32 protein-coding genes are annotated in these 26,403 nt (G+C 59.8%); 15 read left to right on the top strand and 17 right to left on the bottom strand.

What is annotated here, in order from left to right; all coding sequences use genetic code 11:
- Positions 1-29: 29 nt before the first annotated feature.
- Positions 30-1,439: a type I glutamate--ammonia ligase gene (gene glnA / locus AB4Z24_RS19445; RefSeq protein ID WP_290992549.1), complete on the bottom strand. Its 1,410-nt coding sequence runs from the start codon at positions 1,437-1,439 to the stop codon at positions 30-32.
- 106 nt (positions 1,440-1,545) lie between these two features.
- A complete protein-coding gene (locus tag AB4Z24_RS19440; RefSeq protein WP_045838054.1) occupies positions 1,546-1,884 on the bottom strand; it encodes a P-II family nitrogen regulator in 339 nt (112 codons plus the stop codon).
- 304 nt (positions 1,885-2,188) lie between these two features.
- On the opposite strand from AB4Z24_RS19440, the gene AB4Z24_RS19435 reads away from it, so the two are divergent.
- Positions 2,189-3,757, top strand: a complete 1,569-nt coding sequence (locus AB4Z24_RS19435; RefSeq protein ID WP_441710810.1) for an NAD(P)H-hydrate dehydratase — start codon at positions 2,189-2,191, stop codon at positions 3,755-3,757.
- 98 nt (positions 3,758-3,855) lie between these two features.
- Here the strand turns inward: AB4Z24_RS19435 and AB4Z24_RS19430 are convergent, their stop codons facing one another.
- Entirely contained in the window at positions 3,856-4,416 is a 561-nt protein-coding gene (locus tag AB4Z24_RS19430) for a thioesterase family protein (protein ID WP_441710808.1), read from the bottom strand.
- A 179-nt stretch (positions 4,417-4,595) separates the two neighbouring features.
- Between AB4Z24_RS19430 and AB4Z24_RS19425 the strand changes: the two genes are divergently transcribed.
- The 3 genes from AB4Z24_RS19425 to AB4Z24_RS19415 all read left to right on the top strand — a co-directional run bounded on the left by AB4Z24_RS19425 (position 4,596) and on the right by AB4Z24_RS19415 (position 8,853).
- Entirely contained in the window at positions 4,596-6,269 is a 1,674-nt protein-coding gene (locus AB4Z24_RS19425) for a tetratricopeptide repeat protein (RefSeq protein WP_441710806.1), read from the top strand.
- A 38-nt stretch (positions 6,270-6,307) separates the two neighbouring features.
- The gene (locus tag AB4Z24_RS19420; RefSeq protein ID WP_441710804.1) at positions 6,308-7,771 is read left to right on the top strand and encodes a cryptochrome/photolyase family protein; all 1,464 of its coding nucleotides are present in this window, start codon (positions 6,308-6,310) and stop codon (positions 7,769-7,771) included.
- Between the two features lie 206 nt (positions 7,772-7,977).
- A complete protein-coding gene (locus tag AB4Z24_RS19415) occupies positions 7,978-8,853 on the top strand; it encodes a L,D-transpeptidase (RefSeq protein WP_441710802.1) in 876 nt (291 codons plus the stop codon).
- A gap of 93 nt (positions 8,854-8,946) precedes the next feature.
- Here the strand turns inward: AB4Z24_RS19415 and AB4Z24_RS19410 are convergent, their stop codons facing one another.
- A complete protein-coding gene (locus AB4Z24_RS19410) occupies positions 8,947-10,173 on the bottom strand; it encodes a DUF1134 domain-containing protein (protein WP_441710801.1) in 1,227 nt (408 codons plus the stop codon).
- 81 nt (positions 10,174-10,254) lie between these two features.
- Positions 10,255-10,665, bottom strand: a complete 411-nt coding sequence (locus AB4Z24_RS19405; protein WP_441710800.1) for a thioesterase family protein — start codon at positions 10,663-10,665, stop codon at positions 10,255-10,257.
- Positions 10,666-10,849: 184 nt separating this feature from the next.
- On the opposite strand from AB4Z24_RS19405, the gene AB4Z24_RS19400 reads away from it, so the two are divergent.
- Positions 10,850-11,131, top strand: a complete 282-nt coding sequence (locus tag AB4Z24_RS19400) for a hypothetical protein (RefSeq protein WP_441710798.1) — start codon at positions 10,850-10,852, stop codon at positions 11,129-11,131.
- 15 nt (positions 11,132-11,146) lie between these two features.
- On the opposite strand, the gene AB4Z24_RS19395 is transcribed toward AB4Z24_RS19400, so the two are convergent.
- Positions 11,147-11,587, bottom strand: a complete 441-nt coding sequence (locus AB4Z24_RS19395) for a hypothetical protein (RefSeq protein WP_441710796.1) — start codon at positions 11,585-11,587, stop codon at positions 11,147-11,149.
- 257 nt (positions 11,588-11,844) lie between these two features.
- Here AB4Z24_RS19395 and AB4Z24_RS19390 point away from each other — a divergent pair, with 257 nt between their 5' ends.
- Positions 11,845-12,279 (top strand): hypothetical protein, encoded by a 435-nt coding sequence (locus tag AB4Z24_RS19390; protein ID WP_441710794.1) that lies wholly within the window; start codon positions 11,845-11,847, stop codon positions 12,277-12,279.
- 86 nt (positions 12,280-12,365) lie between these two features.
- On the opposite strand, the gene AB4Z24_RS19385 is transcribed toward AB4Z24_RS19390, so the two are convergent.
- Positions 12,366-12,650 carry a hypothetical protein gene (locus AB4Z24_RS19385; RefSeq protein ID WP_441710793.1) on the bottom strand — a complete coding sequence of 95 codons (285 nt, stop codon included), beginning with the start codon at positions 12,648-12,650 and terminating at the stop codon, positions 12,366-12,368.
- A gap of 275 nt (positions 12,651-12,925) precedes the next feature.
- Here AB4Z24_RS19385 and AB4Z24_RS19380 point away from each other — a divergent pair, with 275 nt between their 5' ends.
- Together AB4Z24_RS19380 and msrB are read left to right on the top strand one after the other, a co-directional pair.
- Positions 12,926-13,186 carry a hypothetical protein gene (locus AB4Z24_RS19380; RefSeq protein ID WP_441710791.1) on the top strand — a complete coding sequence of 87 codons (261 nt, stop codon included), beginning with the start codon at positions 12,926-12,928 and terminating at the stop codon, positions 13,184-13,186.
- Between the two features lie 62 nt (positions 13,187-13,248).
- Complete coding sequence (gene msrB, locus AB4Z24_RS19375) at positions 13,249-13,656, top strand: peptide-methionine (R)-S-oxide reductase MsrB (RefSeq protein WP_441710790.1); 408 nt, start codon at positions 13,249-13,251, stop codon at positions 13,654-13,656.
- 22 nt (positions 13,657-13,678) lie between these two features.
- Here msrB and AB4Z24_RS19370 read toward each other — a convergent pair whose 3' ends face one another.
- Positions 13,679-14,026 carry a hypothetical protein gene (locus tag AB4Z24_RS19370; RefSeq protein ID WP_441710788.1) on the bottom strand — a complete coding sequence of 116 codons (348 nt, stop codon included), beginning with the start codon at positions 14,024-14,026 and terminating at the stop codon, positions 13,679-13,681.
- A gap of 113 nt (positions 14,027-14,139) precedes the next feature.
- Entirely contained in the window at positions 14,140-14,988 is an 849-nt protein-coding gene (locus tag AB4Z24_RS19365) for a DUF72 domain-containing protein (RefSeq protein WP_441710786.1), read from the bottom strand.
- Positions 14,989-15,197: 209 nt separating this feature from the next.
- Here AB4Z24_RS19365 and AB4Z24_RS19360 point away from each other — a divergent pair, with 209 nt between their 5' ends.
- Entirely contained in the window at positions 15,198-16,238 is a 1,041-nt protein-coding gene (locus tag AB4Z24_RS19360; protein WP_441710784.1) for an energy transducer TonB family protein, read from the top strand.
- 71 nt (positions 16,239-16,309) lie between these two features.
- Here AB4Z24_RS19360 and AB4Z24_RS19355 read toward each other — a convergent pair whose 3' ends face one another.
- Positions 16,310-16,432: a hypothetical protein gene (locus AB4Z24_RS19355; protein WP_441710782.1), complete on the bottom strand. Its 123-nt coding sequence runs from the start codon at positions 16,430-16,432 to the stop codon at positions 16,310-16,312.
- Positions 16,433-16,648: 216 nt separating this feature from the next.
- On the bottom strand, positions 16,649-16,780 hold the full coding sequence (locus AB4Z24_RS19350) for a hypothetical protein (protein ID WP_290992506.1): 132 nt from the start codon (positions 16,778-16,780) through the stop codon (positions 16,649-16,651).
- 192 nt (positions 16,781-16,972) lie between these two features.
- Here AB4Z24_RS19350 and AB4Z24_RS19345 point away from each other — a divergent pair, with 192 nt between their 5' ends.
- The 5 genes from AB4Z24_RS19345 (at position 16,973) to AB4Z24_RS19325 (ending at position 21,345) form a co-directional block, all read left to right on the top strand.
- Positions 16,973-17,560, top strand: coding sequence for a hypothetical protein (locus AB4Z24_RS19345; RefSeq protein WP_441710780.1), 588 nt, complete (start codon positions 16,973-16,975; stop codon positions 17,558-17,560).
- 25 nt (positions 17,561-17,585) lie between these two features.
- Positions 17,586-17,870, top strand: a complete 285-nt coding sequence (locus AB4Z24_RS19340; RefSeq protein WP_441710779.1) for a hypothetical protein — start codon at positions 17,586-17,588, stop codon at positions 17,868-17,870.
- A gap of 47 nt (positions 17,871-17,917) precedes the next feature.
- The gene (locus AB4Z24_RS19335) at positions 17,918-19,201 is read left to right on the top strand and encodes an MFS transporter (RefSeq protein WP_441710777.1); all 1,284 of its coding nucleotides are present in this window, start codon (positions 17,918-17,920) and stop codon (positions 19,199-19,201) included.
- Between the two features lie 319 nt (positions 19,202-19,520).
- On the top strand, positions 19,521-20,765 hold the full coding sequence (locus tag AB4Z24_RS19330; RefSeq protein ID WP_441710949.1) for a diguanylate cyclase: 1,245 nt from the start codon (positions 19,521-19,523) through the stop codon (positions 20,763-20,765).
- A 316-nt stretch (positions 20,766-21,081) separates the two neighbouring features.
- The gene (locus AB4Z24_RS19325) at positions 21,082-21,345 is read left to right on the top strand and encodes a hypothetical protein (protein ID WP_441710775.1); all 264 of its coding nucleotides are present in this window, start codon (positions 21,082-21,084) and stop codon (positions 21,343-21,345) included.
- A gap of 104 nt (positions 21,346-21,449) precedes the next feature.
- On the opposite strand, the gene AB4Z24_RS19320 is transcribed toward AB4Z24_RS19325, so the two are convergent.
- From AB4Z24_RS19320 to AB4Z24_RS19310, 3 genes are all read right to left on the bottom strand, one after another.
- A complete protein-coding gene (locus tag AB4Z24_RS19320; protein ID WP_441710773.1) occupies positions 21,450-22,295 on the bottom strand; it encodes an SDR family NAD(P)-dependent oxidoreductase in 846 nt (281 codons plus the stop codon).
- A gap of 184 nt (positions 22,296-22,479) precedes the next feature.
- Positions 22,480-23,187, bottom strand: a complete 708-nt coding sequence (locus AB4Z24_RS19315; RefSeq protein WP_441710771.1) for a carbonic anhydrase family protein — start codon at positions 23,185-23,187, stop codon at positions 22,480-22,482.
- Between the two features lie 170 nt (positions 23,188-23,357).
- Positions 23,358-23,711 carry a bactofilin family protein gene (locus AB4Z24_RS19310; protein ID WP_441710770.1) on the bottom strand — a complete coding sequence of 118 codons (354 nt, stop codon included), beginning with the start codon at positions 23,709-23,711 and terminating at the stop codon, positions 23,358-23,360.
- 219 nt (positions 23,712-23,930) lie between these two features.
- On the opposite strand from AB4Z24_RS19310, the gene AB4Z24_RS19305 reads away from it, so the two are divergent.
- Complete coding sequence (locus tag AB4Z24_RS19305; protein WP_441710768.1) at positions 23,931-24,218, top strand: hypothetical protein; 288 nt, start codon at positions 23,931-23,933, stop codon at positions 24,216-24,218.
- Positions 24,219-24,279: 61 nt separating this feature from the next.
- Here the strand turns inward: AB4Z24_RS19305 and AB4Z24_RS19300 are convergent, their stop codons facing one another.
- The 3 genes from AB4Z24_RS19300 to AB4Z24_RS19290 all read right to left on the bottom strand — a co-directional run bounded on the left by AB4Z24_RS19300 (position 24,280) and on the right by AB4Z24_RS19290 (position 26,202).
- Positions 24,280-24,474, bottom strand: a complete 195-nt coding sequence (locus tag AB4Z24_RS19300) for a hypothetical protein (RefSeq protein ID WP_441710766.1) — start codon at positions 24,472-24,474, stop codon at positions 24,280-24,282.
- 72 nt (positions 24,475-24,546) lie between these two features.
- Positions 24,547-25,713 carry a serine hydrolase domain-containing protein gene (locus AB4Z24_RS19295; RefSeq protein WP_441710765.1) on the bottom strand — a complete coding sequence of 389 codons (1,167 nt, stop codon included), beginning with the start codon at positions 25,711-25,713 and terminating at the stop codon, positions 24,547-24,549.
- A gap of 108 nt (positions 25,714-25,821) precedes the next feature.
- The gene (locus AB4Z24_RS19290; protein WP_441710763.1) at positions 25,822-26,202 is read right to left on the bottom strand and encodes a hypothetical protein; all 381 of its coding nucleotides are present in this window, start codon (positions 26,200-26,202) and stop codon (positions 25,822-25,824) included.
- Positions 26,203-26,403: the final 201 nt, after the last annotated feature.

The following is a 26,403-nucleotide window of genomic DNA, read 5'->3' as shown; positions in this document are numbered from 1 at the left end:
CCTTCGTATTCCAAATCCCCGGACGATCCTCAGACCGAGTAGTACATGTCGTACTCGACGGGATGCGGCGTCATCTCGTAGCGCATGTTTTCTTCCATGCGGAGCGCGATGTAGGCGTCGATCATGTCGTCGTTCATGACGCCGCCGGCTTTGAGGAAGTCGCGATCCTTGTCGAGGCTGTCGAGTGCTTCGCGAAGCGAAGCGGCGACAGTCGGGATCTTGGCAAGCTCGGCCGGTGGCAAGTCGTAAAGGTTCTTGTCCATCGCCGGGCCCGGATCGATCTTGTTCTGAATGCCATCGAGGCCGGCCATCAGCATCGCCGTGAAGGCGAGATAGGGGTTTGCGCCCGGATCCGGGAAGCGGATTTCGATGCGCTTCGCCTTCGGGCTCGTCACGTGCGGAATGCGGCACGATGCGGAGCGGTTGCGCGCCGAGTAAGCGAGCAGCACCGGCGCTTCGAAGCCCGGAACCAAACGCTTGTAGGAGTTGGTCAGCGGGTTGGTGAAGGCATTGATGGCCTTCGCGTGCTTCAGGATGCCGCCGATGTAGTAAAGGCACATCTGCGAGAGGTCGGCGTACTTGTCGCCGGCGAACATCGGCGTGCTGCCCTTCCAGATCGACTGGTGGACGTGCATGCCCGAGCCGTTGTCGCCATAGACAGGCTTCGGCATGAAGGTCGCCGTCTTGCCGTAGGCCTGCGCGACGTTGTGCACAACGTACTTATAGATCTGCATGTGGTCGGCCATCGTGATCATCGGGCCGAACTTGACGCCGAGCTCGTGCTGAGCGGCAGCGACTTCGTGGTGATGCTTTTCGACGGCGACGCCCATTTCCGAGAGAACGGAAAGCATCTCGGAGCGGATATCCTGGGCGCTATCGATCGGTGGAACAGGGAAGTAACCGCCCTTCACGCGGGGGCGATGGCCGAGGTTGCCCGTCTCGACGTCGGCGCCGGTGTTCGTGGGCAGTTCGCTCGAATCGACCTCGAAGCCGACCGAGTACATATCGGTCGAGAACCGTACATCGTCGAAGATGAAGAATTCGGCTTCCGGACCGAAGTAGACTTTGTCGCCTATACCAAGCGACATCATGTAGGCCTCGGCCTTCTTGGCGACCGAGCGCGGATCGCGTTCGTAGGGCTGGCCGGTCGAGGGTTCGAGCACGTCGCAGAAAATCGCGACAGTCGTTTGCGCGAAGAAGGGATCGATATGCGCCGTTGCCGGATCCGGCATCAACGTCATGTCGGACGCCTCAATCGTCTTCCAGCCGGCGATCGAAGAGCCGTCGAAAGCGTAACCATCGGTGAAAATGCTTTCGTCGACGCAACTGACGTCGGCGGTGACGTGCTGCATCTTGCCTTTGGTGTCCGTGAAGCGAAAGTCCACGAACTTGGCTTCCTTGTCCTTGATATACTTCAGGACGTCATTCGCGTTTTTCATAGACACTCCCCTGTCTAGACGTTTCGATGGAACTCACGCATGCCGGATCGTTGGGCCAGCAACGGCCAGGTCAGGCGTGGTCAGGATTTTCTATAGTTCTCTCTTGTCAGATGGCATCTCGTCCGGATTCACCGGTGCGGATGCGAATAGCGTCTTCGATGGACGAGATAAAGATCTTACCGTCGCCGATCCGGCCTGTCTTCGCGGCCTTTTGGATGGACTCGACTGCCTTGTCCAGCATGTCGTCGCTCAAAACCACCTCGATCTTCACCTTCGGCAGGAAGTCGACCACATATTCGGCACCCCGATAGAGCTCGGTGTGACCCTTCTGGCGGCCGAACCCTTTAGCTTCGATAACGGTGATGCCTTGCAAGCCGATCTCTTGTAGCGCTTCTTTTACTTCATCGAGCTTGAAGGGCTTTATAATCGCTTCAATCTTTTTCATTTTCGCCCCTTGAATCGTGGACAGCATGTCGTTTGAAACCCACGCTTGCCCAGTGGCCCCAAGGCTAGCAGAGGCCGTGCCATCAGTGGCATTCTTTAAAAACGCCAATTATGTCAGCGGTTTAGCGTGTAGTCCCGGCTTCGGAAGCCGTTGCCGTGCGCCTAATAAGCCTAAAATTCGTGCCGGATGAATAAATTTCCGGCGACTTCTTTGCCCATTTCGATCGCAGACCATCGATCGCTGAATTTACAGGCAGGGCCACGGCGACACCATCTTGTCTTCAGGCTCGCATCAGGAACGTGACATGAATGAATTATTGACGCCTGCGGAAACGGGGGAAGCCGATCGTCTAGCTGAGGCCAAGGGAGTTTCCAGTCTCGACTTGATGGCGCGGGCAGGCAAAGCGGTCGCAGACGTGGCGACCCTGATGACGCGCGGGCCCGATACCCGCATTTCGGTTCTTTGTGGGCCCGGCAACAACGGCGGCGACGGTTTCGTTGCTGCCCGGCTCTTGCGCGATGTCGGTTTCGATGTGCGCGTGTTTCTTCTCGGCGAGAAATCGGCGCTCAAGGGCGATGCCGCGGAAATGGCACGCCGTTGGCCTTTGCCCATCCGCCCGGCGACGCCTGACGCACTCCAAAGTATGCACCTCGTGATCGACGCTCTGTTCGGAGCCGGGCTTTCGCGGCCACTCGAGGGCGAAGCCGCCGAATTGGTCGAGGCCGTGAATGCCAGTGGACTCCCGGTGCTTGCCGTCGATGTTCCAAGCGGTCTCGATGGGGCAAGCGGAGAGGTGCGCGGCGTCGCGGTCCGGGCGCGCCGAACCGTAACGTTCTTCCGCAAGAAGCCCGGCCATCTTCTCATGCCGGGACGAGAACTCTGCGGAGAGGTAACGGTCGCCGATATCGGCATCCCTGAGAGCGTGCTCGAGACCTTGAAGCCGCGCCTGAACGAGAACGCACCGTCGCTTTGGGTTTCGCATTTCAATTGGCCGAAGCACGGCGGTCATAAATACGACCGTGGACATGCGGTCATCGTGTCGGGTCCGGCGTTGCAGACCGGGGCAGCACGGCTCGGCGCACGCGGCGCGCTGAGGTCCGGCGCCGGGGTCGTAACGCTCGTCGGCAACGCGACGGCGACGGCGATCATTGCGACGCAGATCACGTCGATCATGGTGCGGTCCGTTTCGGGCGCCAAGGCACTGTCCGAATTTTTGCGCGATCAACGCCGCAATGCGGTTCTAATCGGTCCAGGCGCGTCTGTAGGTCAGGAGACGGCAGAGGACGTCCTAGCCATTCTGAAAACGTCGGCTTCAACCGTGCTCGATGCCGACGCGTTGACCTCGTTTGCTGATCCGGAGGACGATGGTGATCGAGCTGACGCCAGCATGGGGTTTCTTGCTCGCAACGGCGATCGGGCTCCGGCACAGCGATCCACGCTTTTTGCTGCAATCAAGGAGCGTCGAGCGCCTGTCGTCATGACCCCGCACGAGGGCGAATTCAAACGGCTCTTTGGCGAGCTTCCGGGCTCCAAAGTCGAGCGGGCGCGCGCGGCGGCGGAGCAGTCGGGCGCGGTCGTCATTCTCAAGGGTGCGGATACTGTCATCGCAGCGCCGGACGGGCAGGCGATGATCAATTCGAACGCTCCGGCGACGCTCGCGACGGCGGGGTCGGGGGACGTGCTCGCCGGTTTCGTCACAGGGCTGCTTGCGCAACGCATGCCGGCCTTTGAAGCCGCCTCTGCCGCGGTCTGGCTTCATGGCGAATGCGCCGACGCCTTCGGCATCGGGCTGATTGCCGAAGACCTGCCAGACCTTCTGCCCGGCGTTCTGCAGAAACTGCATCAGGCCACAAGGCCCTTAGGGCGGCGCTAGAGCGTTTCCGCTTTTCCTTGAATCGCGAAAACGCTCTAGCCTTTTGTTTTGACGCAATTCCGGACGCAAAACCGTTGCACACTTTTGCTGGAATTGCTCTAGGTCGAAACCCGGCCAGCCTGCTTCAGTTGATCATCGGCGTGCAAGAACGCTGCGACTTCCGGCGTCGAAGGAGGGCTGACTTCGGAGACCCCAAGGAGGGCCATCAACCGGGAAATCTCGACGAACTTTTTTTCTTTCCGGTCGTAGAGGCCGCCCTTGAACAGGGCGCGCGCTGCCGCCTGTCCGTCGCGCACGCCGCCGTCGATGACGAAGGTCTGCTCCATCACGACGAGAGCTGCATCCCAGCAAAGGAGACGTGTTTCGAGCCGAAATTTTTGGAAGGTTCGCAGTTCGCGCTGAAATCGAATGGTGACGGCGCTCGCAATGGGCGTCCAGCGATGGCGCAAAACTTCGCGCCACAGGCCAGAGCGCACCATGAAATCCAGGCGTCCGAGGTCCATCAGCGTCAGATAACGGCCGTTGTTCATGTGGATGGAGATGTCGAGATCGTGCGGCCAGACGCGAAACGCGAGCGCGGATGATTCGCGCGGCACGTCGAGGTGACCACGGCCCTTGGCCGTCAGCAGAACCCATATAAGCCTAAGCCAAAGGTTCATGACGAGGGTCTCCGGAGCAAGTCTTACTGCCTCGTAAGGCAGCTTTTACGTATGCGTCAACTGGACGGAGAGCCGCTGCCGGATTTGGCCGTTGCCCGCCCGAGGGTCACAATGGCACCCTAGGTTGTGTAAGATGTGAATCGCGGTTCGAGACCACCCAAAAGGATTCTGCTCAGATAATGACAAGGGGCTTTCACGCAGCGGCGGTTTCTCTGGCTTTCGCCTCGTCGTTTGCGCTGGTACCGGCGTTTGCAGCAGATGGCGTCTCGATACCGTCGCAGGTCGAGGAAGGTGCGGCTCAACTCGTTCGCGGCGACGTCGCAAAAGCTGTTGCAACTTATTCGGAAGCGCTGAAGGACACGGGGCTCGCCAACGACAGGCGCGCAACGATCCTCAACGATCGCGGTGTCGCGAACGTGCGACTCGGCGAAACGAAGCTCGCGCTCGAAGATTACAACCGGGCCGTCGAACTTTTTCCGGAGTATCCGGTTGCCTACAACAATCGTGGCAACTTGCTTTTGGCGCTCGGGCAGTATGGTGAGGCGACGAAGGATTTCGATCGCGCCATCGTCCTGGCGCCGGGTTACGCCGCTGCCTATTCGAACCGCGGCAACGCAAAAATGAAGGCCGGCAAAACGCGCGATGCCATCCTCGATTTCACCAAAGCGATCGAGTTGATGCCTGCAAGCGCGCCACCGCTTTCGGGCCGGGGACTCGCCTACCTCACCGTCGGCAAGCCGCATGCGGCGATCCGCGATTTTTCGCGCGCTGTGAATGCAGATGCGCGTTTCGCCTCTGCTTATCGCAATCGCGCCGAAGCGCGGATGGCGGTGGGCCAACGCGAAGAGGCGATCGAAGATCTTTCGCGCGCCGTCGCGTTCGACGTTGGCAACAGTGAACTCTATGTCGTGCGCGGCTATGCGTATCTGCTCGACGGCAACACTGCATCCGCGATCAAGGATTTCTCCCGCGCCATCGAACTCGACGGCAAATCGAGTGCCGCATATGCGGGCCGCGGCCTTGCCAACGGCGTTGCAGAAGCGGCGGACGACGCCTATGCGGATCTCAATCGCGCGATCGAACTCGATCCGCGTTCTCCCGCCGCGTTTGCGTTTCGGGCTTTCGTCTACAAGCAGAGCGGCCAGCCGGATATCGGCGCCAAGGACGTGCAAACGGCAATCAAGCTCGATGCGAACGCGCCGGAGGCGCTTTGGGCACGCGGGGAAATCGAGGAAGCGACCGGTCAGGCCGATACAGCCATCACGGATCTCCGCCGCGTTCTGCAGTTGCGGCCGAGCTGGCGTTTCGCAGCCGATGCCCTGAAGCGGCTCGGCGCGCCAGTTGACGACGCGGACGACAAGGCGGTGCCGTCGCTCGATTTCGGCAAATGGCATGTCGTGCAGCGGGGCAAGGACTACGCCGCGACGAGCGATGAATATCCGCAGATCCGGGTTCCGCTGGAGATGACCGGCGAAGGTTTGCCGAAACTGCTGGATTGGGAAGTCAAAGCACCGCCCTATGCGAACTACGGTATCTTGCACTTTTCGGGCGGCCGCGTGCCGGTGAAGGGCGGAAGCTTCGAGGACGCCGAGCTTGCCGCGATCATCGATATTCCTTCGGCGAAGGTCATCGCGATCGAACCGCATAAGCAGGGTAATCGGGTCGCGACCTGGACATGGGACGGTGACAGCCTTCTCGTCGCGAGCGTCGACGGGGCAACCGACCAATATCAGCTTCGTCCGGTCAATGTCGCGGCTGTCGGACAGAAACGGCCGTATGGGACAGGCGCGGGCGACGCTCCGCAACGGCGATCGAAGCCCAAGACGATATTCGATCTCTTGTTCGGGAACTGATGCTCGTGACGTCGATCCTAAAGATATTGCGCGGTTGAATGGGTAGCGCGCCGGTCATTGTCTGGTTTCGCAATGACTTTCGCCTGCGCGATCATTCGGCGTTGACCGCTGCTATTGCATCCGGATCGCCGGTCATTCCGCTTTACGTTCTCGACGATGAAACGCCGGGGCCGTGGGCGCTTGGCGGCGCGTCGCGGTGGTGGTTGGCGAAAAGCTTGGATGCGTTTGGCCACGATATTTCCGCCCGTGGCGGCCGGCTGACCCTCCGTCGCGGTCCCATCCATCGCGAACTGCCGCGGGTTGTCCGGGAGACCGGCGCAAAAGCAATTTATTTTACACGGAGCTACGAGCCCTGGGCCGTCGCGCTCGAAGGGCAGCTGAAACTGCATTTCGACGAGATGGGCGTCGCGTTCAAGCGATACGGCGGCCGGCTCATCCGCGAACCCGAAGATGTGCGAACGAGTTCGAATGGCGCCTATCAGGTTTTCACGCCGTTCTGGCGTGCATTCGTCAAAGACCTGAAACTGCATAGCGCTTCGGCTGCGCCGGACCAAATAAACCCACCGTCGAGACATCCGAAATCGGACGATCTTCGCGATTGGGAACTCTTGCCGGTCAAGCCCGACTGGTCACACGGTCTCGATGAGACTTGGCAGCCTGGAGAGAGCGGGGCGCGTGCGCGGCTGACGAAGTTCAAAAAGCACCTCGCGGCATACAGGGAAGATCGCGACCGGCTCGATAGGGAGGGCACTTCGCGTCTGTCGCCGCATCTCGCGTTCGGGGAGATTTCGCCTGCAACCTGCTGGCGCGCAGCCGCCGACGCCGCAAGGGGGAAGGGTGCTGCCGATCAATCGATCGAGACGTTCATGCGCGAGCTCGCATGGCGCGAGTTTTCATATTCCCTGCTCGTAGAGTTTCCGAAATTGCCGGAGCAGCCGCTCAAGCCGGAGTTTGCGGAATTTCCCTGGCGTGAGGAACCGGCGCATCTCAAGGCATGGCAGCGCGGAAAAACCGGCTATCCGATCGTCGATGCCGGGATGCGGGAATTGTGGGCAACCGGCTATATGCACAACCGGGCGCGAATGATTGCGGCATCGTTTCTCATCAAGCACTTGCTCATCCCCTGGACCGAGGGGGAAGCGTGGTTTTGGGATACGCTTGTCGATGGCGACCTCGCGAACAATTCCGCGAGCTGGCAGTGGGTCGCCGGTTGCGGCGCGGATGCAGCGCCATATTTCCGGATTTTCAATCCCATATTGCAGGGCGAGAAATTCGATCCGAGCGGGGAATACGTTCGAAAGTGGGTCCCCGAACTTCAGAGATTACCTGCGAAGACAATTCATGCACCGTGGAAGGTCAGCGCTGAGGAATTGGCACAGTCTGGAGTTGTGCTCGGAAAGTCATATCCGAGGCCGATTGTCGATCATAGCCACGCCCGAGGTCGCGCTCTCGAGGCGTATGACGAAATAAAGATCTCTTCAAAAGGGGAAAAGCATTCCTAATTAAAAGAGTGCATTCAAACCGTTACGGACTAAGTCTGAGCATTAGGGGAAATGCTCACGGCGATATAAGAAACGATTTTGTAATCTATCTGAATGGGAGGGCATCTCCGGCCGCGATTCATTCGCCATTTTCTTAACAGTTCAGCATCTTTCTGGATATTATCGTGGCAGGAAGAAAGCAGTCGCGTATTGCGTAGGGAGATCTAATGTTGCGGGCATTTGCGTTGGCGGCGATTTTCGCTGCCGTTCAGTCGGTTTCGGTGCTCGCCGCGCCGTCCGACAGCGAAACCAAGGCAGGGTCCACCACGACCGAGACCCAGTCGGGTACGACGACATTCTTCGGGGACGCGAGCCAATCCGCTCCCGAAAAGAGCGCTCCAGAAGCTGCAAAACAGGAACCGGCGCCGGTTGCCGCCAAACCGAAACCGCTGCCGCCACCGACGCTGACGGCAACGATCGATTTGAGCCGTCAGACGATGTCCGTTTCCGTCAACGGCGAGCCGCGTTACAGCTGGGCGATCTCATCGGGCACGTCTCAGTATCCGACGCCGACAGGTAATTTCCGTCCGGAATGGACGTCCAAGATGTGGTACTCGCGCAAATACGATAACGCGCCGATGCCGCATGCGGTCTTCATCAATGGCGGTGTCGCAGTGCATGGGACGTATCATCTGGCTGCGCTTGGCAGACCGGCCTCACACGGCTGCATCCGGCTCTCACCTGCGAATGCGAAGACCTTCTACAATCTCGTGCAGCATCACGGGCTGCAGATGACGCGGGTCAGTGTTCATGGTCGTCCGAACTGGCACGATGGCGCCGTTGCAAGCCGGCGGGAGCGTGATGAGCGCCGGCAGGAAGATTATGCAAGCAGCGGGCAGAGCAATTGGTTTTGGGGCGGTTGGGGAAGCGCAGATTCCGCTTACGATACCCGGCCGCTCAAAAAGAAAGATCAAAAAGCGTACAGCTACGTCATGATCGACGGCGTGCCGACCAAGGTCTACCGGCGCAAGAACGGCGACTACGTCTATAAGGTCCCGCCCCGGCCGAAGAAATATTACAACACATATGGATATGCCTATTGAGCGGCGTAACCGTTTCGCTTGAAGATCACATTTCCTCAAAAGAAAGGCCCGGTATTCCCGGGCCTTTTTCATGTGCGAATTCCGGGCTGGCTATCAGAACGGATTCCAGGTCGGCTTTTCCGTGAAGCCGAGATAGCCGACGTTGGCGCCGAGACGCATTCCGACGCCGGAACGGATTGGCGCCATGACGACCGGGCCGCCCTTGAGAACCGTCAGTCCGACACCCCCGACGAAATACGCCGAGCCATCTATGCCGGTGAAATTGCGATAAAGAGCCGACGGATCATCCATATTGTAGATGAGGAAAAGCGTGCGCGATCCCGATGCGCCGAAGTCGGTGCCGAGGGAAGGTCCGTGCCAATAGACTTTTCTCACGCCGGGTTGCGAACGCATGAAGAGGTTGCCCTGGCCGAAGCGGAGTCCCGCCAGGAAGGCGCCGCCGCCTTCTATCCCCAGCACGTAGGCTGTCGGACGTCCGAACTGCTTGAATGCGTGCTCGATGACGCTCGCCAGGTTGGTGGAGACCGTCCCGAAGAAGCCCTGCGTCGCATTGCGGATTTCATCGATCGTATAGCCCTGGTCGGGCGGGGGCAGTCCCGCGGGCGGTGGAGGCGGGAACGGCTGCGAACCCTGATCCGGCTCCTTCATTGCGATGACGGGCGGGGAGCCCGCATCATCGTGCTTTGTGCTCGCTGCCCAGCCTTCTGCCGGCGGGAGAGGTGCTTTCGTCACTTCGGATGGCGCGGTCTTTTTGGTCTTCGGCACGCTCGGCGCCGGATTCTGGGCCGAGTCCTGAGCGGCGGGTTCGGCTGCGGGTGGTGAAGCGGTCTTTGCGGGCGCCGCCGATGCGACAGGCTTCGACGGCTTGGCGTTCTTTTCGGCCTCGGCGATTCTCTCGTCGAGACGCTTCAGCATGTGGTCGGATTTGCTCTTGATGACCCCGTTGAGTTCATCTGCTGCGGCACGCAATTCATCGAGCTTGGCGCAATCGGGCTCTACGCCCTCGGGTACACGGCCGAGTGAATCGACCCGGAAGAGCAGAGCGCTGCTTTTCTTGTCGAGTTCCTCGAGCGTCGAATCTTGGATTGCATCGAGCGCTTCATCTTCGTAGGCGGTATCGCTGAGCTTGAGAGCCGCCCGGTAGCGCTGCATGCGTTCTTGAAGCTTGGGCTGCGCTTCGAGTGTCAGTGCTCTGAGGCTCGCTCCCGACTGGTCGATCGCGACTGCAAAATCCTTCGTGGTGCAGGGCCCGGCTGCTGCGGCGGCTCCGGCGGTGGCCAGTGACGCGGCGAGGACAAAGAGAGCTGGCAACAATCGCATTAGCCTGTAACTCCGGTGATGTTGCCTTACGGCGCACTCAAATCGAATCGCATGAGCCGAGACGAATGCTGCAGGCTTCCCCTAACGTCGTGGCAGAGATTTGGCGGCCAGCCGTGCCATGAAACGAGGCGTGTCGACGACAATGCGCGTGTGCACGCCCGATCCGATCTGTTCGATGCCGTCGCTTGCGGTGACATCAAACGTCAGCTTGCGTCCGTTGACCTCTTTCAATGTGGCCTTGGCCGTCACGGTGAAGCCGATCGGAGTGGGCGCAGTATGCGCTACGTTGAGCTGGACGCCCAGGCTCTGGTAATTCTCCGGCAGATGCCCGTCGAGGCAATCGACCGCGGCCGCTTCCATTACAGCTATAAGCATCGGGCTTGCAAAAACGGGGACATTCCCGCTGCCGACCTTCGTCGCGAGGCGTTCGTCGGTGACAAGGGCGCTTGCCGAGCCCTCCAGTCCCACTGTCAGCGATGATAAATCGGCCATTTTTTCCTGCCCGCGTTCGCTAGCAGGCCTTAAGGCGCGAAATCTCTTTGATCAATAGGGACGATATAGAAGACGGTCCGCGTCGGGCGTTAACCTCGATCGGGCAAGGGGGTGCACAATATGTCCTCGAGCGATCAAGGTAGGAAGGGTTCGAGAAACCTTCCTTTGGTCGTTGGGAAGACGCGTGGTTTACCGCTTTCGCTGGTTTATGACGGCATTTTCGATGGTGCTAGCGTTGGTGCCGTTCGCCGGCATCACGGCGGCGGCGCTCATGGCGCTCGTCGCCGGCTGCGAGATCAATGACGCCGCCAGGGGTGCTTGCGCGGCGTTCAGGTTCGATCTTGGCCCCTTGCTGTCCAGCCTGATCGCGACCGCAGGGCTCGGGAAAATCACGTTCCCGGTATTGGGGGCTGCCCTCATCCTTTGGGCCGTTATCGAGAGTGCCGCGCTGCTCTTCAGACGATAGTTGGGCGATAGATCCCTACGGCCGCGAAAATTCCAATAATCCGGGGAAGGCCGTTCCCTTGGGCCCGATTTCGGTCAGGGCTGCCGCGCAGCTTTCGTCAACAATGACCTTGCACTGGTTCGGGTCATCCTCGCGGACGCAGTGCTTCACCCTGATCCAGGCATCGTAGATCTTCTTTTGCTGCGCATTGAACTCGTCGAGTTCTGTGCCCGTGTAGAGGACGGGGAGCGCCGAGGCTTTGCCCGTGACCTTTGCGCCGGTGCAGAGTTCGACGGCCCCCAAGGCTTGGCCGTAGCGGGAGCCGGTGTCCCGAGGCGTCAGGCGGGCGGTCGTAACGGCGGCGCGTGTGGTGGCGACGATGTCCTCCGGAGTTTCGGCCGCGGCCGCACCCCAGCTCACACTTATGGCAATTGCACCGAATATGGATCCCAGGGTCTTGTGACGCCCAAGGCGCATTGTTTCCTCCAAGCTGATTGTATCGGCAATCCAACGGTGTTTGGAACGGAGTTGACCCGCCTCCTTTGTCCGAAAGTGCACGCCATGCCTATACTTTTTAGTAAGTAGACCCGAATCCGCATTTTCGCAGCACCGACGAAAGCTTATATCGTAGCCGCACCGCCGGCGGCTCGTACACTTTCTTTGTGCTTGCTGCCGGGCAGGGATATGGATTTGTTATGGGCCGGTTTATTCATCGCCGTCCAAGGAGACTTCAGATGACCTCACGCTTTCTGGTATCGGCTGTGGTGTTTGCGGCGTTTGCTGCCGTCGACGCCGGGCCGAGCTTTGCACTTTCGACCAAAGAATGCAGCGTGAAGTACCAGGCAGCGAAGTCTGCCGGCACTTTGAACGGCGAGACGTGGAATGAATTCCGGAAGAAGGAATGCGCAGGAGCGGAAGCGGCCGCGCCGGCCACCACCGAGCAAAAGCCTGCGGCCAAGAGCGAAACCGCTGCGCCTTCCACCAGCGGGGCCATTTTCCCGAAAGCCATCGATCCGAAGTATTCCAAGGAAACGGCAGGTAAGGCCCGCATGCACACCTGCCTCGATCAATATAGGGCCAACAAGGCAAACAACGGCAACGCTGGCCTCAAGTGGATCCAAAAAGGCGGCGGCTATTACAGTCAGTGCAACGCCTCGCTGAAAAGCTAAGCTGCGTTCCGGTCACGCTCCTGAAAACGGAAACGGCGAGATTTTGATCTCGCCGTTTTTTATTTATCTGATTGGTGTGACAGGGATCAGCGCTTCGTCAGGCGATCCCGCTGCCAGCTGAGGAACAGCACTGTCACAAGCGCTGTCAGAAACATCGTTCCAAGGATTGCGGGCTGACGCATGAAGGCGCGCCATACGTCGAAGCCTTCGAGCCATCCGCCGCGTCCCGTCAGCACGATGTTCAGGACCAGAATGGCGAATGCGACCAGGGATGTCAGTCCTGTTGCAATGACGGCTTCGACGAGCCTTTTCGTTATGCGAGGTACGGATATCGAATTGCGGCCAATAGCGAGTTGGGTCCGGTCCGACATGATGTGCTCCTCATTGTTTCGGCGAAGGGGCACGGCGATCGCCACGGAGCCCCGGATTTATTCTCCCTGTTTACCAGATTCGCTCCTGTAACGTGGCAATGGCGAGGCATTGGGCCGTCCCTTAAGTGCCCGCCGCTTATGCTGCTTTTGATGATTTATCGAGTTGTTCGGCCGGTCGAAAGAAGTTCCTCACCAAGTTCCTGCTTGTCGTGGCGGGGCTTAGTAGGGCGCGGTAGATACTCGGGCTGAGGAACATCTCAGGACAATGGTGGGCTATGAGGACCGCACTGCGTATCGCGATGGCGTTGTTGCTGCCGGTGATGCTCTCGCATGCAGCCGCCAGCGGGGACTCGATATTCGACGTTGAGCATGCTCGTGCGGAATACCGGGCGGGGAGTCTGACGCCCAACGGCGCGGATCTGATGGACCGGTGGGGATGGCCGAGCGGCTGCTATCCCCCGCAACCCTGCTACGTGCGGCCGCCTCCGCCGAGGCCCCTCTATCACCGCAGGCCCGACTGGCGCGCCCGCCGGTAACGCTTGCCCGCGCCTGAGCGTATGCTCTTGAAGCTCAGCAACGGTTGGCGGATATAAGGCGCATGGAAAAGAAATTGATGCCGGTGGACGAGTCCGAGTGGCGCAAGCGATTGACGCCTGAGCAATATCGCGTGCTGCGCGAGAAGGGCACGGAGCGGCCGTTCACGGGCGAATATCTCGAGGTTGACAGCGACGGCACGTTCACGTGCGCTGCCTGCGGGAACCCGCTGTTTTCATCGGATGCGAAATTCGATTCCGGAACGGGGTGGCCCTCGTTCGACGAGGCGCTTCCCGGTGCCGTCGAATATCATTCGGACACGTCGCACGGCATGGTTCGCACGGAGATAACGTGCGCGCGCTGCGGATCGCATCTCGGCCACGTTTTCGACGATGGTCCGACCGAGAGCGGGAAGCGCTATTGCATCAATTCCGTTTGTCTCAATCTCGACGAAGAGGCGCCGAAGAAGTAGCGCCGGCCGAATTTCTTCCTCGTTATATGTTTGTGTCTTTGGGTTCGCGCCGGTGAACTTTCTTTATCGCTCGGATCCAGAGACCCAAATAAACGATCGCCAGGATCATGAAGGGCATGGCTACCAGTCCGTCGAAATCCGGACTCGTCTGCGGGATAAAACCGAAATTCATAGCCAGCGTGGTGAGATTGGCTCCGCATAGCGCCAGGAGCATGATGTTGCCGGTGGGGTTAAGGTATTTCTCGGCTTCAAAGTACGACGTCACCCAAGAATTTTTAGGCGGTGGCGAGCCATGCGCGAGCGAGTAAAGCGCGAGAGGCAACAGTACCAACGAAAACGAGTTCAGAGCGACTTCGAAGTTGCTGAGCATCGGAAGTTTCCTGGCCGGATATGGCGTCAGCGGTAGCTGCTGCGTGCGCCATAGATGGCCAGAGGGTGATGGTGTTGCCTGTTCCTTGAGGAACGACTGATGGCGATCAGGAATTAGGCGTCGGGCTTTCCGACTTTGTCTGCTGGCGAGACGCGTTTCTGAAATGCCATGGCGGCAGCCGGGGCGCGTACTTTGCCTTCGTGAATGAAGAAAACGAAAACATCGCGCGGCGAATGCGCGGGTTTCGCGCCTTTATCGATTATCGGAAGGTCACCCGGTGTGCCCCCAGAGGCCCAGGCCTTTGCGCGTTCGGCCCATTGGTCGAGCGCCTTCGGCTTGTACGCCGTCGGGATGTTGTCGTCTCCGGTCTGCAGCCGTGCGTAGACGAAGTCGCTCGTGACGTCGGCGATCGCAGGGTAAGTCGCGTGATCGGCGAAGACGATGGCGACCGATTTCTTCCGTACAAGCTCCACGAACTCGGGCGTGCAGAATGACGGGTGACGTGGCTCAACCACATGTTGCAAGCGATGGCTGCCGGCCTCCGAGGGCAGCAGATCGAGGAAGGCGCCGAAGTCGTCTGCGTCGAACTTCTTCGTCGGCGCGAATTGCCAGAGCAGGGGGCCGAGCTTTGATCCGAGTTCGGTTATGCCGGAATCGATAAATCGTGCGATCGACTCTCCTGCCTCGGCAAGGACTCGGCGGTTCGTCGTGTAGCGCGGCCCCTTCAAGGAAAAGACAAAATTATCGGGACTTTCCTTGGCCCAGCTCGCAAATGTCGACGGCTTCTGCGTCCGATAGTAGGTGCCGTTGACCTCAATCGTGGCAAGATGGTGGCTGGCGTATTCCAGCTCTTTTACATGGGGGAGGCCGTCGGGGTAGAACACGCCGCGCCAGGGCTCGAATGTCCAACCGCCGATGCCGGCGCGGATTTTTCCGGTGGGCTCCTTCTTTTTGCTGGGCATGGGCGCCTTCATGACATGAGAGCTTCAACCATGGGGTTCGGCGAATCGCCTAGTTTGAATGCATTGGTCTTTTTCCCGCGACCTCAGGGCGCATCACACATAATCGCTTACATGCCATCTCGGCGTTTTTTTGCCGATCAACTATCATCTCTGGTTCGGGCCGGGGCAAGAAAAGCAAGCTGTTACCGTTGGGATCGAACGAAAGAAACATGACTGCCGAAGACGTGGGGCAAACGGCTGGTCTTTCTATTGCAGGCTTCGCGCAATGGGGCGCGGGCACGTCTAAGCGCGAGCGGAATTTCTACATCGCGCTGGCCTGTGCAGCGATATTGCACGCCTCGTTTTTCATAAGCGCCGTCTCGAACGGCAATGCAAAGCGCCTAGGCAGCGAATCTGGGGCTAACGACGCGATCAGCGTTTCGCTGGTGACGGAAGCCGATCTCAAAAACCGCGCCATGGCCGATGAGCCCGTGACGCCGCCTCCCGGTCCGATGGCGCCAGTGCAGGAGGCGAAGCCGCCGCCCCAGCCTGTGCCGACGCCGAAGCCGGAAGAGGCCAAGCAGCAACCACAGCCGGAAACGCCTCCTCCGCCGCCGCAAGCCCAAGAGAAGCCGCAGCCTCCGACGCCTCCTGACGTCCCGGAGGAAACGGCGGAGCCCGACCCGGTGAAACCGCAACAGGAAGTCGCCAAGCTCGACGACACGAGTCCCGACAGCAATCCTCCTGATCTGTTCTCGCTTCAGGATCAAGATCCTTCGAAGATGCAGAGCCAGGATAAGCCGAAGCCAAATCCGGAGGCTAAGCCCGAGACCAAACACGAAACCAAGCCGGAGACGAAGAAGGCTGCCAAGCCAGCGCCCAAGCCGCCGGCGAAGGCGCAAAAGAAGAATCTCGCGGCTCTCGATCTTTCGGCGCCGGCGGCGCCGTCGTTCGGCGGCGGAGGTGGAGCTGCTTTTCAGCGGCCGCCCGGCATTACGCGATCCGGCCTCAATGACGCTTTCGCGCGGGCCGTGATCCGTGCCCTGCAACAGACGATGCCGCAGCTTACCAACGCGCTGGGCCGCGTGACGGTGCGAATTCTGCTTTCGGAATCGGGCAATGTCGTCGAGGTCAAGTTGCTCTCTGGTGCGAAGGATTCGTCACTCAATCAGGACGTCGTGTTCGCAGCCAAGCAGACGAGCTACCCGATACCGCCGGCCGGTTCGAACCTCGCCGACCGCACCTTCATGGTCACGTATATCTACGACTGATATCCGCGACCGCTCCGCGAGCGAGCGGGCATTGCGCTCTGGCACTCAGCACGCGCCGCAATAAGATTTGATCAGCGAAGATATGTTGCGAGGGAGCATGCCTCTTCGGCGTGCGCGACCGAGGAGATGGCCAAACCGACAATCGTCAGGATGAGGAGGGCAATGGCAAAGATGGCGTCAGTCTTTTCCGTCATGATCGCTCCAAATCGTTCGATGCAGCAGCTTATCTGCCGTCCGATCCCAACTTGTGCGTGACCTCGGAAGTCTTCTTCTGACGTTGTGCCAAGGCTATGTTCGACTCAGGTTCGGTCTCAATAGCCAAAGTGAAGCAGCGTCGACGACGCTCTGATCGAGTGGCGCCGGCGCTGCACTGCGCAATCTATTGATGCTGAACTGTCGGAACGATGCGATTAGCGCTGCGTGGTGTCTTGAGCGGCCGATGCGGGGCCACCGAGCTTCATCGGTGTGTATTCCGGTGTCTCGCGACGGCAGGCTCCGAGCATCAATGCGGCAATGCATATTCCAAGAGCGGCGACTTTCATTGGTCTTCTCCCGGTGTGGGTGACTGTGGTGGGTACGAATGAATGCATGCAGGCGCCTAACGTCTAGTCGATTAAGGTTGTTCCCCGGTTACCAAGTTGGCTGAATGGACGGGGACTGCCTTTTCTCGACCATTCTCCAGTCACCATGCCGCGCTTTAGTTCGATCCGATGTCATCGCCGTGAGGGCACTCGATGTCAGCGCTTCTTCGTCATCCGGCCTCTTTTCTTGCCGTCTGCGGATTATTTTCGGCGGTGCTCGGCAGCCAGCTCGTTGGCGGCAGTTACGGCTCGGCGCCGCAACCCGGCCTCTATCTCGTTCTGACCGGCGTATGGTTCGGCTTGGTCGCCGGCTACGGGGTTTGGCGATTTGGACATGCTTCTGCGGCGAGCGCGGTCACGGTCGTTCTGACGACGTGGGTTGCGTGGGAAGCAGCGGTCAACGTTGCTATCCAGATCGATGGAGGCTGGTATCCGGAGGCGATGCCGGGTTTTCTCAAAGGATATTCCGCGGGCTTCGTTGCGGGCGCCGTTGGGGCAGCCATCACCTGGGCTGGGGCGGCTATCGCCGTGCCGTCGTTAAGAGGAAAGCTCGCTTTCGGGAGCATCGTCGTCGCCGGAGCCTTACTCGGTTTGCTGTTGCCGGCGACGAACTATTACGATGGCGGCGCCGTCCTGCTGGTTCCATGGCAGGCTACGATCGCGGGATTACTCGGCTTCAATATGGTACCATCGAGTGGCCGGAGACGGCGTTCAAGCGTGACGCTTCCGTCCGGCGGGTGAACTCTCGTGGCTGGGAGACTGTGCGATGCTGACTCGGGCGCATGCTGTTTTCATGGTGGGACTTCTCATCTCGCCGGTCGCTTTCACCACTGCCTCCGACGCCGATGCGATTTCCGATGAGTCAGCTGGGTCTATCGAAGAGCTGATGAAATCCGGCTGGCAGATAGCTGGCTATGCCAGCAACTCCGACAATCGCTCGACTTTCATCCTGTTCAAGAAGCCCAACGAAAATTATCTCGTCCAATGCCTTGCCGGTTACGACGTCACGCGATCCCCGCGCGTCTTCCACAATTGCTACCGGTTGCGGTGAGGCGCGCTTCAGCGTAAGTCGCGACGGGGTTTGGGGCGCGACTGGAAATGACAGCAAAAGCGGGCCGCGTGGCGTGGACGATTGTCGGCTTGCTGTGGGCTGTCGCGCTGCTCAATTACCTCGACCGGCAACTCGTCGTTACGATGCCCGGGCCGATCAAGGCCGACCTTCGTCTCGGCGACGAGAAATTCGGCCTGCTGTCGTCGGTCTTTCTCTGGGTCTACGGCTTCTGTTCGCCGATTGCCGGTTATGTTGCCGATCGCGTGGGCAAGAAGAAGGTCATCCTGACCAGCCTCGTCGTCTGGTCGGCCGCCACTATTGCAAGCGGTCTCGTCACCTCTTTCGAAGGCATGCTTCTGGCGCGGGCAACCCTCGGCGTCAGCGAGGCCTTCTATATGCCTGCGGCCGTCGCGTTGATCGTCGAATATCATCGCGGTGCGACGCGCAGCCGGGCAACGGGTTTGCATTTGAGCGGGGTTTACGCGGGATCGGTGCTCGGCGGTCTTGGTGGCTTCATGGCGGAAGCCTTCGGCTGGCGCGCGGTTTTCCTCCTTATCGGCGGGATCGGCGTCGCCTATGCCCTGCTGCTGATGATTATCTTTCCATCTCGGGTGGAGGCCGAGGGTTCGACGGCGGCTCCCGAGGATATCGATGCGCACGCGCCGGGGAGCGCGACCTTCGCGCCACTCTTCTTCGTGCCGGGATTTCTGTTGCTGCTGGCGATGAACGTTCTTGACGGCGCTGCCTATTGGCCGGTCCGGAATTGGCTCGCGGAGTTCTTCCGGGCGGAGCTTGGTGTCGAGCCGGCATGGGCCGGTGTCTATGGCCCGATGACGTTCAATGGCGCGGCGTTTCTCGGAATGCTGATCGCGAGCAGTGTCTCGGATTGGTGGGCCGGCTGGAACGTGCGAGCGCGTGCACTGGTGCCGGCCATCGGATTTATCATCGCTTCACCTTGTCTGTTCGTCATGGGAGCCGTCGAATACGTTCCGGTCGTTCTCGGCTGCATCGTCGTTGCGGGCATGTCCCAGGGCTTTCTCGACGCGAACCTCATGCCGGCGGCCTGCACGGTCGTCGATTTTCGCCTCCGGGCGACGGCGTATGGGCTGTTGAATTTTGCGGGGACGACGGCCGGTGGCGTCATGACCTACGTCGGGGGACGATTGAAAGAGCAGGACGTTCCGTTCAGCGCGACCTTCCAGGCCGCGAGCGGGATGATCCTCGTGGCGGGGCTTCTTCTTCTCTTCGTCAAGCCCGGTGGCGGAACGCGGAAATTCGCTCAGCCAAGCGGTGCGGATTTTAAGAAGAGGATCGTTCAGGAAGAACTTTAAGCTTCCTGCAAGCATTCTTCGAAAAATTCGCTGCACGCTTCGGATGTGGTGTGGAGTTTTTGTAAACCACACGGAGCCGATGAACGGCAGTGTTTCGTGAATTTGTGCCGCTTCAGGGTCCGGAAAAACAACGATATTTTCTGATCGTTGTGATGGACATCGTTTTGAACGCTCATCAACATCGATGCGGTTCTTACGAAACTTTCATATCCGACGAATTCGGATGGCATTCGTGGATGTGCCCTGTGTACCTCCTATTAAGATGCCAGGCCTTAACGTTGCTTTTGCTCACGACGTGGACTGAGCAAAAGTGGGTATGATGGAACCCGTGACCGTCGAAACAATACCGGCCGGCATCGACTCGACGATCGTCGAGTGGACGATCGAATCCGGCTTTCCGCTGCTGAAGTTTCCCCGGCGGCTCGAAGCGGCATTCGAACGCGAGGTTGGCGCCGAGCGATCCCGGCAGCTTGCGGCCGGCGGTCTGTTTGGCCTCGTGCTTTACAATCTGTTTTTGATAGCCGACTGGTTGGCCGCGCCCGATACTTTTCATTCGGCGCTCTGGCTGCGTCTCGGCATCATCACGCCCATCGGATTGCTTGTGATTGTGGCTCTCTACTTAAATCCGCCGGTCGGGGTACGCGAATTTCTGGCGGCGGCGGGCGCCGTCATTCTTGGAGCGGGCAGCAGCCTCTATCTGATGCTGATAGGCCATGGTCCACACCATGACGCTCAACACCAGGTCATTATTCTCATCCTGCTTTTTATCACGATGGTGCAGCGTGTCCGCTTCTGGTACGGCGCGGCGGCCTGCCTTGCATGCTTCGCGGTGCACGCCGTAGGCTTGGCAATGCTACCGGCCTATCCCTTCGAATTTCAGGTTTCGGCGAATGCCGTCTTCGGCTGTGCCGTCATCCTGTCGATTTTCGCGTCGTACGTGCTGGAACGCGAGATGCGGATGAATTTCCTGCTGTCTCTGCGCGGTCGTTTGCAACGGCGCGATCTCGACGTCGAAAGCCGCCGTGATCCGTTGACTGGGCTTCGCAATCGCCGCTCGCTCGACGAGGTGATCGAGGGGTGCAATCAGAGCAAGGCTGTCGGGCAGGAACTGGCGATCGTTCTGCTCGATATCGATCACTTCAAGGCGTTCAACGACACGGCGGGGCATCAAGCGGGCGACGTCTGTCTCAAACGTGTCGCGGGCATCATTCAGAGTGAACTTCGGGATCATGTCGATGCGGCGTTCCGATTTGGCGGCGAGGAATTCATCCTTGTCCTGCGCGGCGTCGATCTCACGACGGCTATCAGAATCTCCGAACGCATCCGGCGGGCAATAGAGGATGCGGCCATTCCGCATCCGGCGCTGGCGCTCGGCGAGGTCGTTACAGTGAGCATGGGCGTGGCGTCGGCCATCGTGAGCCGCGAGATCCGCGTCGGCGTCATCATTTCGGCTGCGGACTCGGCTCTTTATGCGGCGAAACGCAACGGACGCAATCAGGTCTCGCCGCGCCCGCCGGCGGCAGATGTCGTGGATATGACGGATCGCAAGCTGCGCTTGAAATAAAGCCGCGTCGGCTCGGCGCGCGAAAGCGAGTGAAATTTTTATTCGTATAAATTTCGATCAGAGTGCTCGCTGTGTGTCTAACGCGCAGTCTTCCTTCTGTGGGGAGAGCCTATTTTGGTCGCGATCTTCAGCGCAACCTCCCATGTCGGTGATGTCGTCTGACGTGCACGATTGGTTCGCACATCGTGACGAGGCTCGCGAGTTCACTTTCACAATCGCACTTGCTCTGTTGCGTTTCTGCTTATCGCTCTTGACCGCGGAACAAGGTCACGTCATTTGCGTTGCTGCAGGGGAATACCATTGAAGGATGATCAATATGCAGAAGGTCGCAATTCTGGCGGCGATGACGCTTGCCTTGTCGTCGGGTTGTGCTTTCGCGGTCAGTCAAGCCGTCAAGGATGCGTGCTCTTCGGATTTCGCAGCCTATTGCAGCCAGCATAAAGTTGGCACGGAACCGGCGAGACAGTGCATGCGCGAGCACCGGAAGATGCTGACAGACGGCTGCATCCAGGCGCTCGGAAAGTCGAACGAGGTCACGCAGGCCGACATCGAGCAGTACAAGCGGGAACACAAGCAGTAAGCTTCAGTTGCTTCACACGATCGCAGCCTGCTCGCCGCGGGCTGCGATCGTGCGCCTGGCGGATGACGGTCGTCCGAATTGTTGCCCGCCACTTCCATCGCCGATTACCAGCGCACCTTATTCAATGAGAAAACCCGGCCAAAGATTTTGCGGATGACGGTGCTTGGCAGTTTGCCGCGCGTGAGGTGCATGAATTTGGCGGTCGGACCGACCGCATTCCGGAACCGGGGACGCGGGGACTCGAGAACATTCGCGACGGCCTTCGCCACCTCGTTCGGATCGCGCCCGAATTTTTCGACATGGGCTTCGACCGTAGGCTCAAGGTGGCGTATTAGCGGGTAATAGGCGCTGGTCTTCGGCAACACGCGCGGTGAGTTTTGCCAGATGTCCGTGAGGTAGGCGCCGGGCTCGATCAAGATGATATCTATGTTGAAATGTTCCACCTCGTAGGCAAACGCTTCCGCCCATCCTTCGATGGCCCATTTGGAGGCGGTGTAAGGTGAGTTGGCGGGCAGGCCCGCGAAGGCGGCCTCGCTGGACATGATGACAATGCGGCCCCGCTTCTGGGCGCGGAAGGCCGGCAGCAGGCGCTTTGTCAGCGCCAGCACTCCGAAATAGTTGACCTCCATCACTCGGCGGATGTGGGCTTCGTCGAGATCCTCGAATACGCCGCCGACTGCGACACCGGCATTATGGATGACCGCATCGAGGGGATTTTGGGGAAGATCGAGGTCTGCGACCGCGCGGTCGATCGATACGGGATCTGTTACATCGAGCTGGCCGATGCGAACCTTCGCGCTGACGCCCGCGGCTTCCAATTCGCGTTCGAGTTTCTTTCGCTTCTCGACATCGCGCATCGTGGCAACGACATCCCAGCCGCGTTTCGCAAGCTCGACGGTTGTCACAAGTCCGAAGCCGGACGACGTTCCGGTAATGAGTACCTTTGGCATCGCGAGAACCTCTGCTGCGGATATCTTCACCGGTGATATTACGCCAGCAGCGGCATGTGGGCGAGGGCGCGGTATTCCTGCTAGGACTTAGCACTGACCTTGAAGTCGTTTGGTCTGCGATCAGTTGCCGACCCGCAGTGCCGGCGGCAAAGCGGGTCGGGGCCATGCGGGCCGGGACGCCGGATCAGTCGAGGAACGTGACGCGGCCTGTGGCAATGTCGTGCATCGCCGGTACGATCTTCAGCTTTCCTTCGGCGACGAGATCGGAGAGCACGCTGCTCTTCTTTGTCAGAATTTCCGCGCCGAGCCTGGCGTTCGTAACCGCCACATCCTGTACGAAAGCGCCGTTCTTTGCGGTCTGCTCGCCCGGAGCTTCCTTGTTCGCTTCTACCGCGGGCCTGATCTTGGCGAGGAGGCCGGTCAACATGCCAAGTTCGGCGCCGTCGATTGCGCCCTTTACCGCGCCGCATTCGCTGTGGCCGAGCACGACGATGAGCTTGGCTCCCGCGATCTTAGTCGCGAACTCGGAGCTGCCGATGATGTCGTCGTTGATGATGTTGCCGGCAACGCGGGCACTGAAGACATCGCCGATGCGTTGATCAAAGACCAGTTCCGGCGGCACGCGGGAGTCGATGCAGCCAATTATGACGGTGGCGGGGTACTGTCCATTTGCGGTGGTGCGGACTTGCGCCATGAGATCGCAATTGAGCAACCGGCCGGAAACGAAGCGCTCGTTACCCTCTTTGAGCTTCGCCAAAGCTTCATCCGGGGTTATCGCGGACTGACTGGCTTTCGTAAATGCTTCGCACTGGTCGGCGGCGAAGGCCCTCTCGGCAGTGAGCAAACTCGCAGCGATCGCTCCGCTGCAGCAGAAATGGCGGCGTGACAGCACAGCTTTCCTCCCCCGGTTCGAAGGGACGAGGCCGCTTATGTTGAGGTGGGCCGCTATCCCGACGTCGTATATGTATCGGATTCGGCTGCCCGTGCAGTCGTTGTTGGTGCCGGCTACGGGCCCTTTGAGGCGGGTTGCCTCTGCCGCCCGCTCGGGAGCGGTCTTAGGTGCTACAGCAATTGCAATGGATCGGTGTGACGGCGCGATTTCCCCTCGAAGAACGAGCCGTCTTCCAGCAAGAGCCGCTTGTGCACGATGTCCGCGTTCACCGAGCAGGCGGCCTTGAGGGTCAGCTGGTTCGCGAATATCTCGCCGGTAACTTCGCCCATCACCGTTACTTCCTCGGATTTGATCGTTCCCTCAATCACACCCCGTTCGGTGACGATGAGGGAGAGACAGTTGACGTCGCCGAGGACGGTGCCGTCGATAACCACGGGGCCCGGGTAATCTATGCCGCCTTCAATGGTCGCGGTGCGCGGGATGGAAAGCGTCCGGCCAATGCTTGCCGGCTTTCGCTCGATCATTGATATCGCCCCATAGCTGATGTCTTTTCCCGCGACCCCCATTTTTGGAGACATTGGTGGCAAATTTCAGGCTGGCCAATTGAGGCTGGGTGTTGTGCCCACTCCCTTTTCGGCGTCCGCGACGTTGCTGCGCGCACTCGGCCGTTAGCGCGGACTTGCGCGCGCGTAGGCAATCGTATTAGGCAACGCCCAAATCGGCTGGAAGGAGTCATAAGAGATATGGCGGACAATATCGACACGAGCAAGGCCATCGCGGACTTGAAGCGCGAAGTGGCCGAGCTCTCGGGGCTCTCGCTCGCAACGGGCGTCATTCTCACCCAGTTGCTGCAGAAGATTGCCACCCGCGAGATGAATCCGCAGGGAGCCGCCACGACGATCGTGACCAACGCTCGCGCAGCCATCGAGAGTTTCACCTCGCAGGCGGGATCGGATCCCGTAATGAAGGCGCGGGCGCTCGAAGCGGTGAAGCAGTACGAGGACCAGATCCGGTCGGTACTTCGCGACTAAAGGCCCTTATCGCCGATCCTCGGTATCATGCCGGGGATCGTCGTGCTTCCGGGGCAAGCGATCAGGATCCGCTCGGTCTGATCCGTTTCAAGAATTCCCAGATTGGCAGCGCTGTAAGACCGCCGATGACGCCGCCGAGGTAGATCGGCAGCGGAAAGCTGAAAAGCTGTTGCCACGCGAGGGAGATGAGGTAGCTCACCGCCAGCATCGCGACGATGGTGATGAGCAGCCGCTGCCAGAAGGGAAGGTGGAACATGGGGGTCAATCCGACTTGATTCTGAATATGCGATGAGGGCCGTGCGCCGAGGGTTCCTGTTCTCGTCCTCCCTTACTTTGCATACTTTGCATAGAGTGCCTTCATCACATCGCGCGTCGCGGGGTCGGCGTGGGGACCGGCGATATTGGTCGTCACGACGATCGCCAAGTCGTGATCGACGTCGACAAGGATGGAGGCGAAGTTCAAGCCATTCGAGCCGTTGTGCGTGAGCAGCGGTTTATCTGACCAATCGAATTTCGATAGTCCCCAGCCGAGTGCGTAGGAGCCCGTCTTCGGCGTGCCGGGTTTCGGGTCCTTGATCTGCATATCGACGACGGGCTCGTGGAGGGTCTTGAGCGTCTCCGGTTTGATAAGCGCAGGTCCGCGCTTGCCTTCGCCCGCGTTCCAACCCGCCCAGGTTGCGAAATCCTTGATGCTCATGTGGGCGAGGCCTGCCGGTCCGAGGGAGGCGGGAAGATCCGCAGATTCGCCCCATGGGAATGGCGTCATCTTGCCCTTGTCGTCGACGCGGTGGCCGACGGGCGCATCATATTCGCCGAATGTGGCCTGGGCGCCGAGACCCGCGGTCTTGAGATCGAGCGGCGCGTAGATGCGCTCGAACATCAGCCGTTCCCAGGGCTTGCCGGAAGCTTTCTCGATCATCGCACCGGCGATGATGTAGCCGAGGTTGGCGTACTGGAACTTCCCGGCATTGACGAAGCTCGGGTCGTGCTTCGAGCCCCAGGCTTCGATCATCTTCAAGCGCCAGTCGGTGAGCGGATGGTCGGCAGCTTCCGGACTGAAATAGAGCTTGCCTATCTCTTCATTGTCAGTCGGAAGGCCGCTCGTGTGCGAGAGCAGCTCTCGCAGCGTGATCGCGCCGAACTTGGGGCGAATTCCAGGGAGAACGGGACCCAGCACCTCGGCGATCGTCGAATCCCAGCGAAGCCTGCCTTCATCGACCATCATGCCCGCGAGCGTTGCCGTCATCGCTTTGGTGTCGGAGCCGAGATGGAAGCGGTCGTCGGCGGTGACGGGAAGATCCCGGCCTGCAACGCGGACGCCGACTGCGCCATAGGCGACGAGCTTGCCATCCTTCTCCACGGCGGCGGCGAGGGCGGGCAGCTGGTACTTCGTCCGGATCGGATCGAGGAGCGTGTTCAGGCTGTCCTCGGCGCGGGCTGTCGCCGGGCAATCCAAAATCGCGAGCATCGCGAGAAAGGTGAAGAACACACGCATGGAACACCCGTTTTCCATAACGATAGCTGGATTGCCGGGCGCTGTCCCGAATGACGGGGGATCCGCTTCGGGGTTTGGTTGAGCGTTGGTTAAGACAACGGCCGATCGTCAGCCGCTCCTAACGGCTGGCCAGGCGTTGACCGCGAAAAGGATCGTGGACAACAGGAGGCCGATCGAACCCACGCCCGCGAGCGGTTCGCCGATCTCCGGATGGCCGCTGAAAATCTGGAAAAGACCGACGAGCATGATCAGCAGGCTCGCTTCGGCCAGCCAGAACTGCGCGGTGGCGATGCGGGTTGCGGCGACGCTGGGGAAGAGGTGATAAAAAAATCCGAACACCGCGAAGCTTACCCAGCCAACGAGGAGAAGATGCGCGTGCGTCGGCATCTGCGTGTGGTTTTGCGTCATGCCCATGACGACGCCGAGGGTCATTCCGAGCACGGCGTAAATGAGCGCGGATGCGAAGAACCGGCTTGCAAGACCTTTCATGGTGTTTCCCCCGGATTGTCTTTGTGCAGTCTGTTTCGCCCGAATGTGCAGCCCTCATACCTGCGGCTGGGAGAGGGAACAAGGCGTTTGGGGATGAAATCCAATACGCAATCCGCCGATTGTAACAGCTGAGACGACAGCGGGGATAATTCCGCCTTCAGAATTGTGATCGCTGGTGTGTCCTTCCGCCGCCCGCCTGGC

The sequence above is a fragment of the Hyphomicrobium sp. 2TAF46 genome (assembly GCF_052114865.1).
GTDB lineage: Bacteria > Pseudomonadota > Alphaproteobacteria > Rhizobiales > Hyphomicrobiaceae > Hyphomicrobium_B.
The sequence above is the reverse complement of the archived record's forward strand: the minus strand, read 5'-3'. Positions and strand labels throughout refer to the sequence as shown.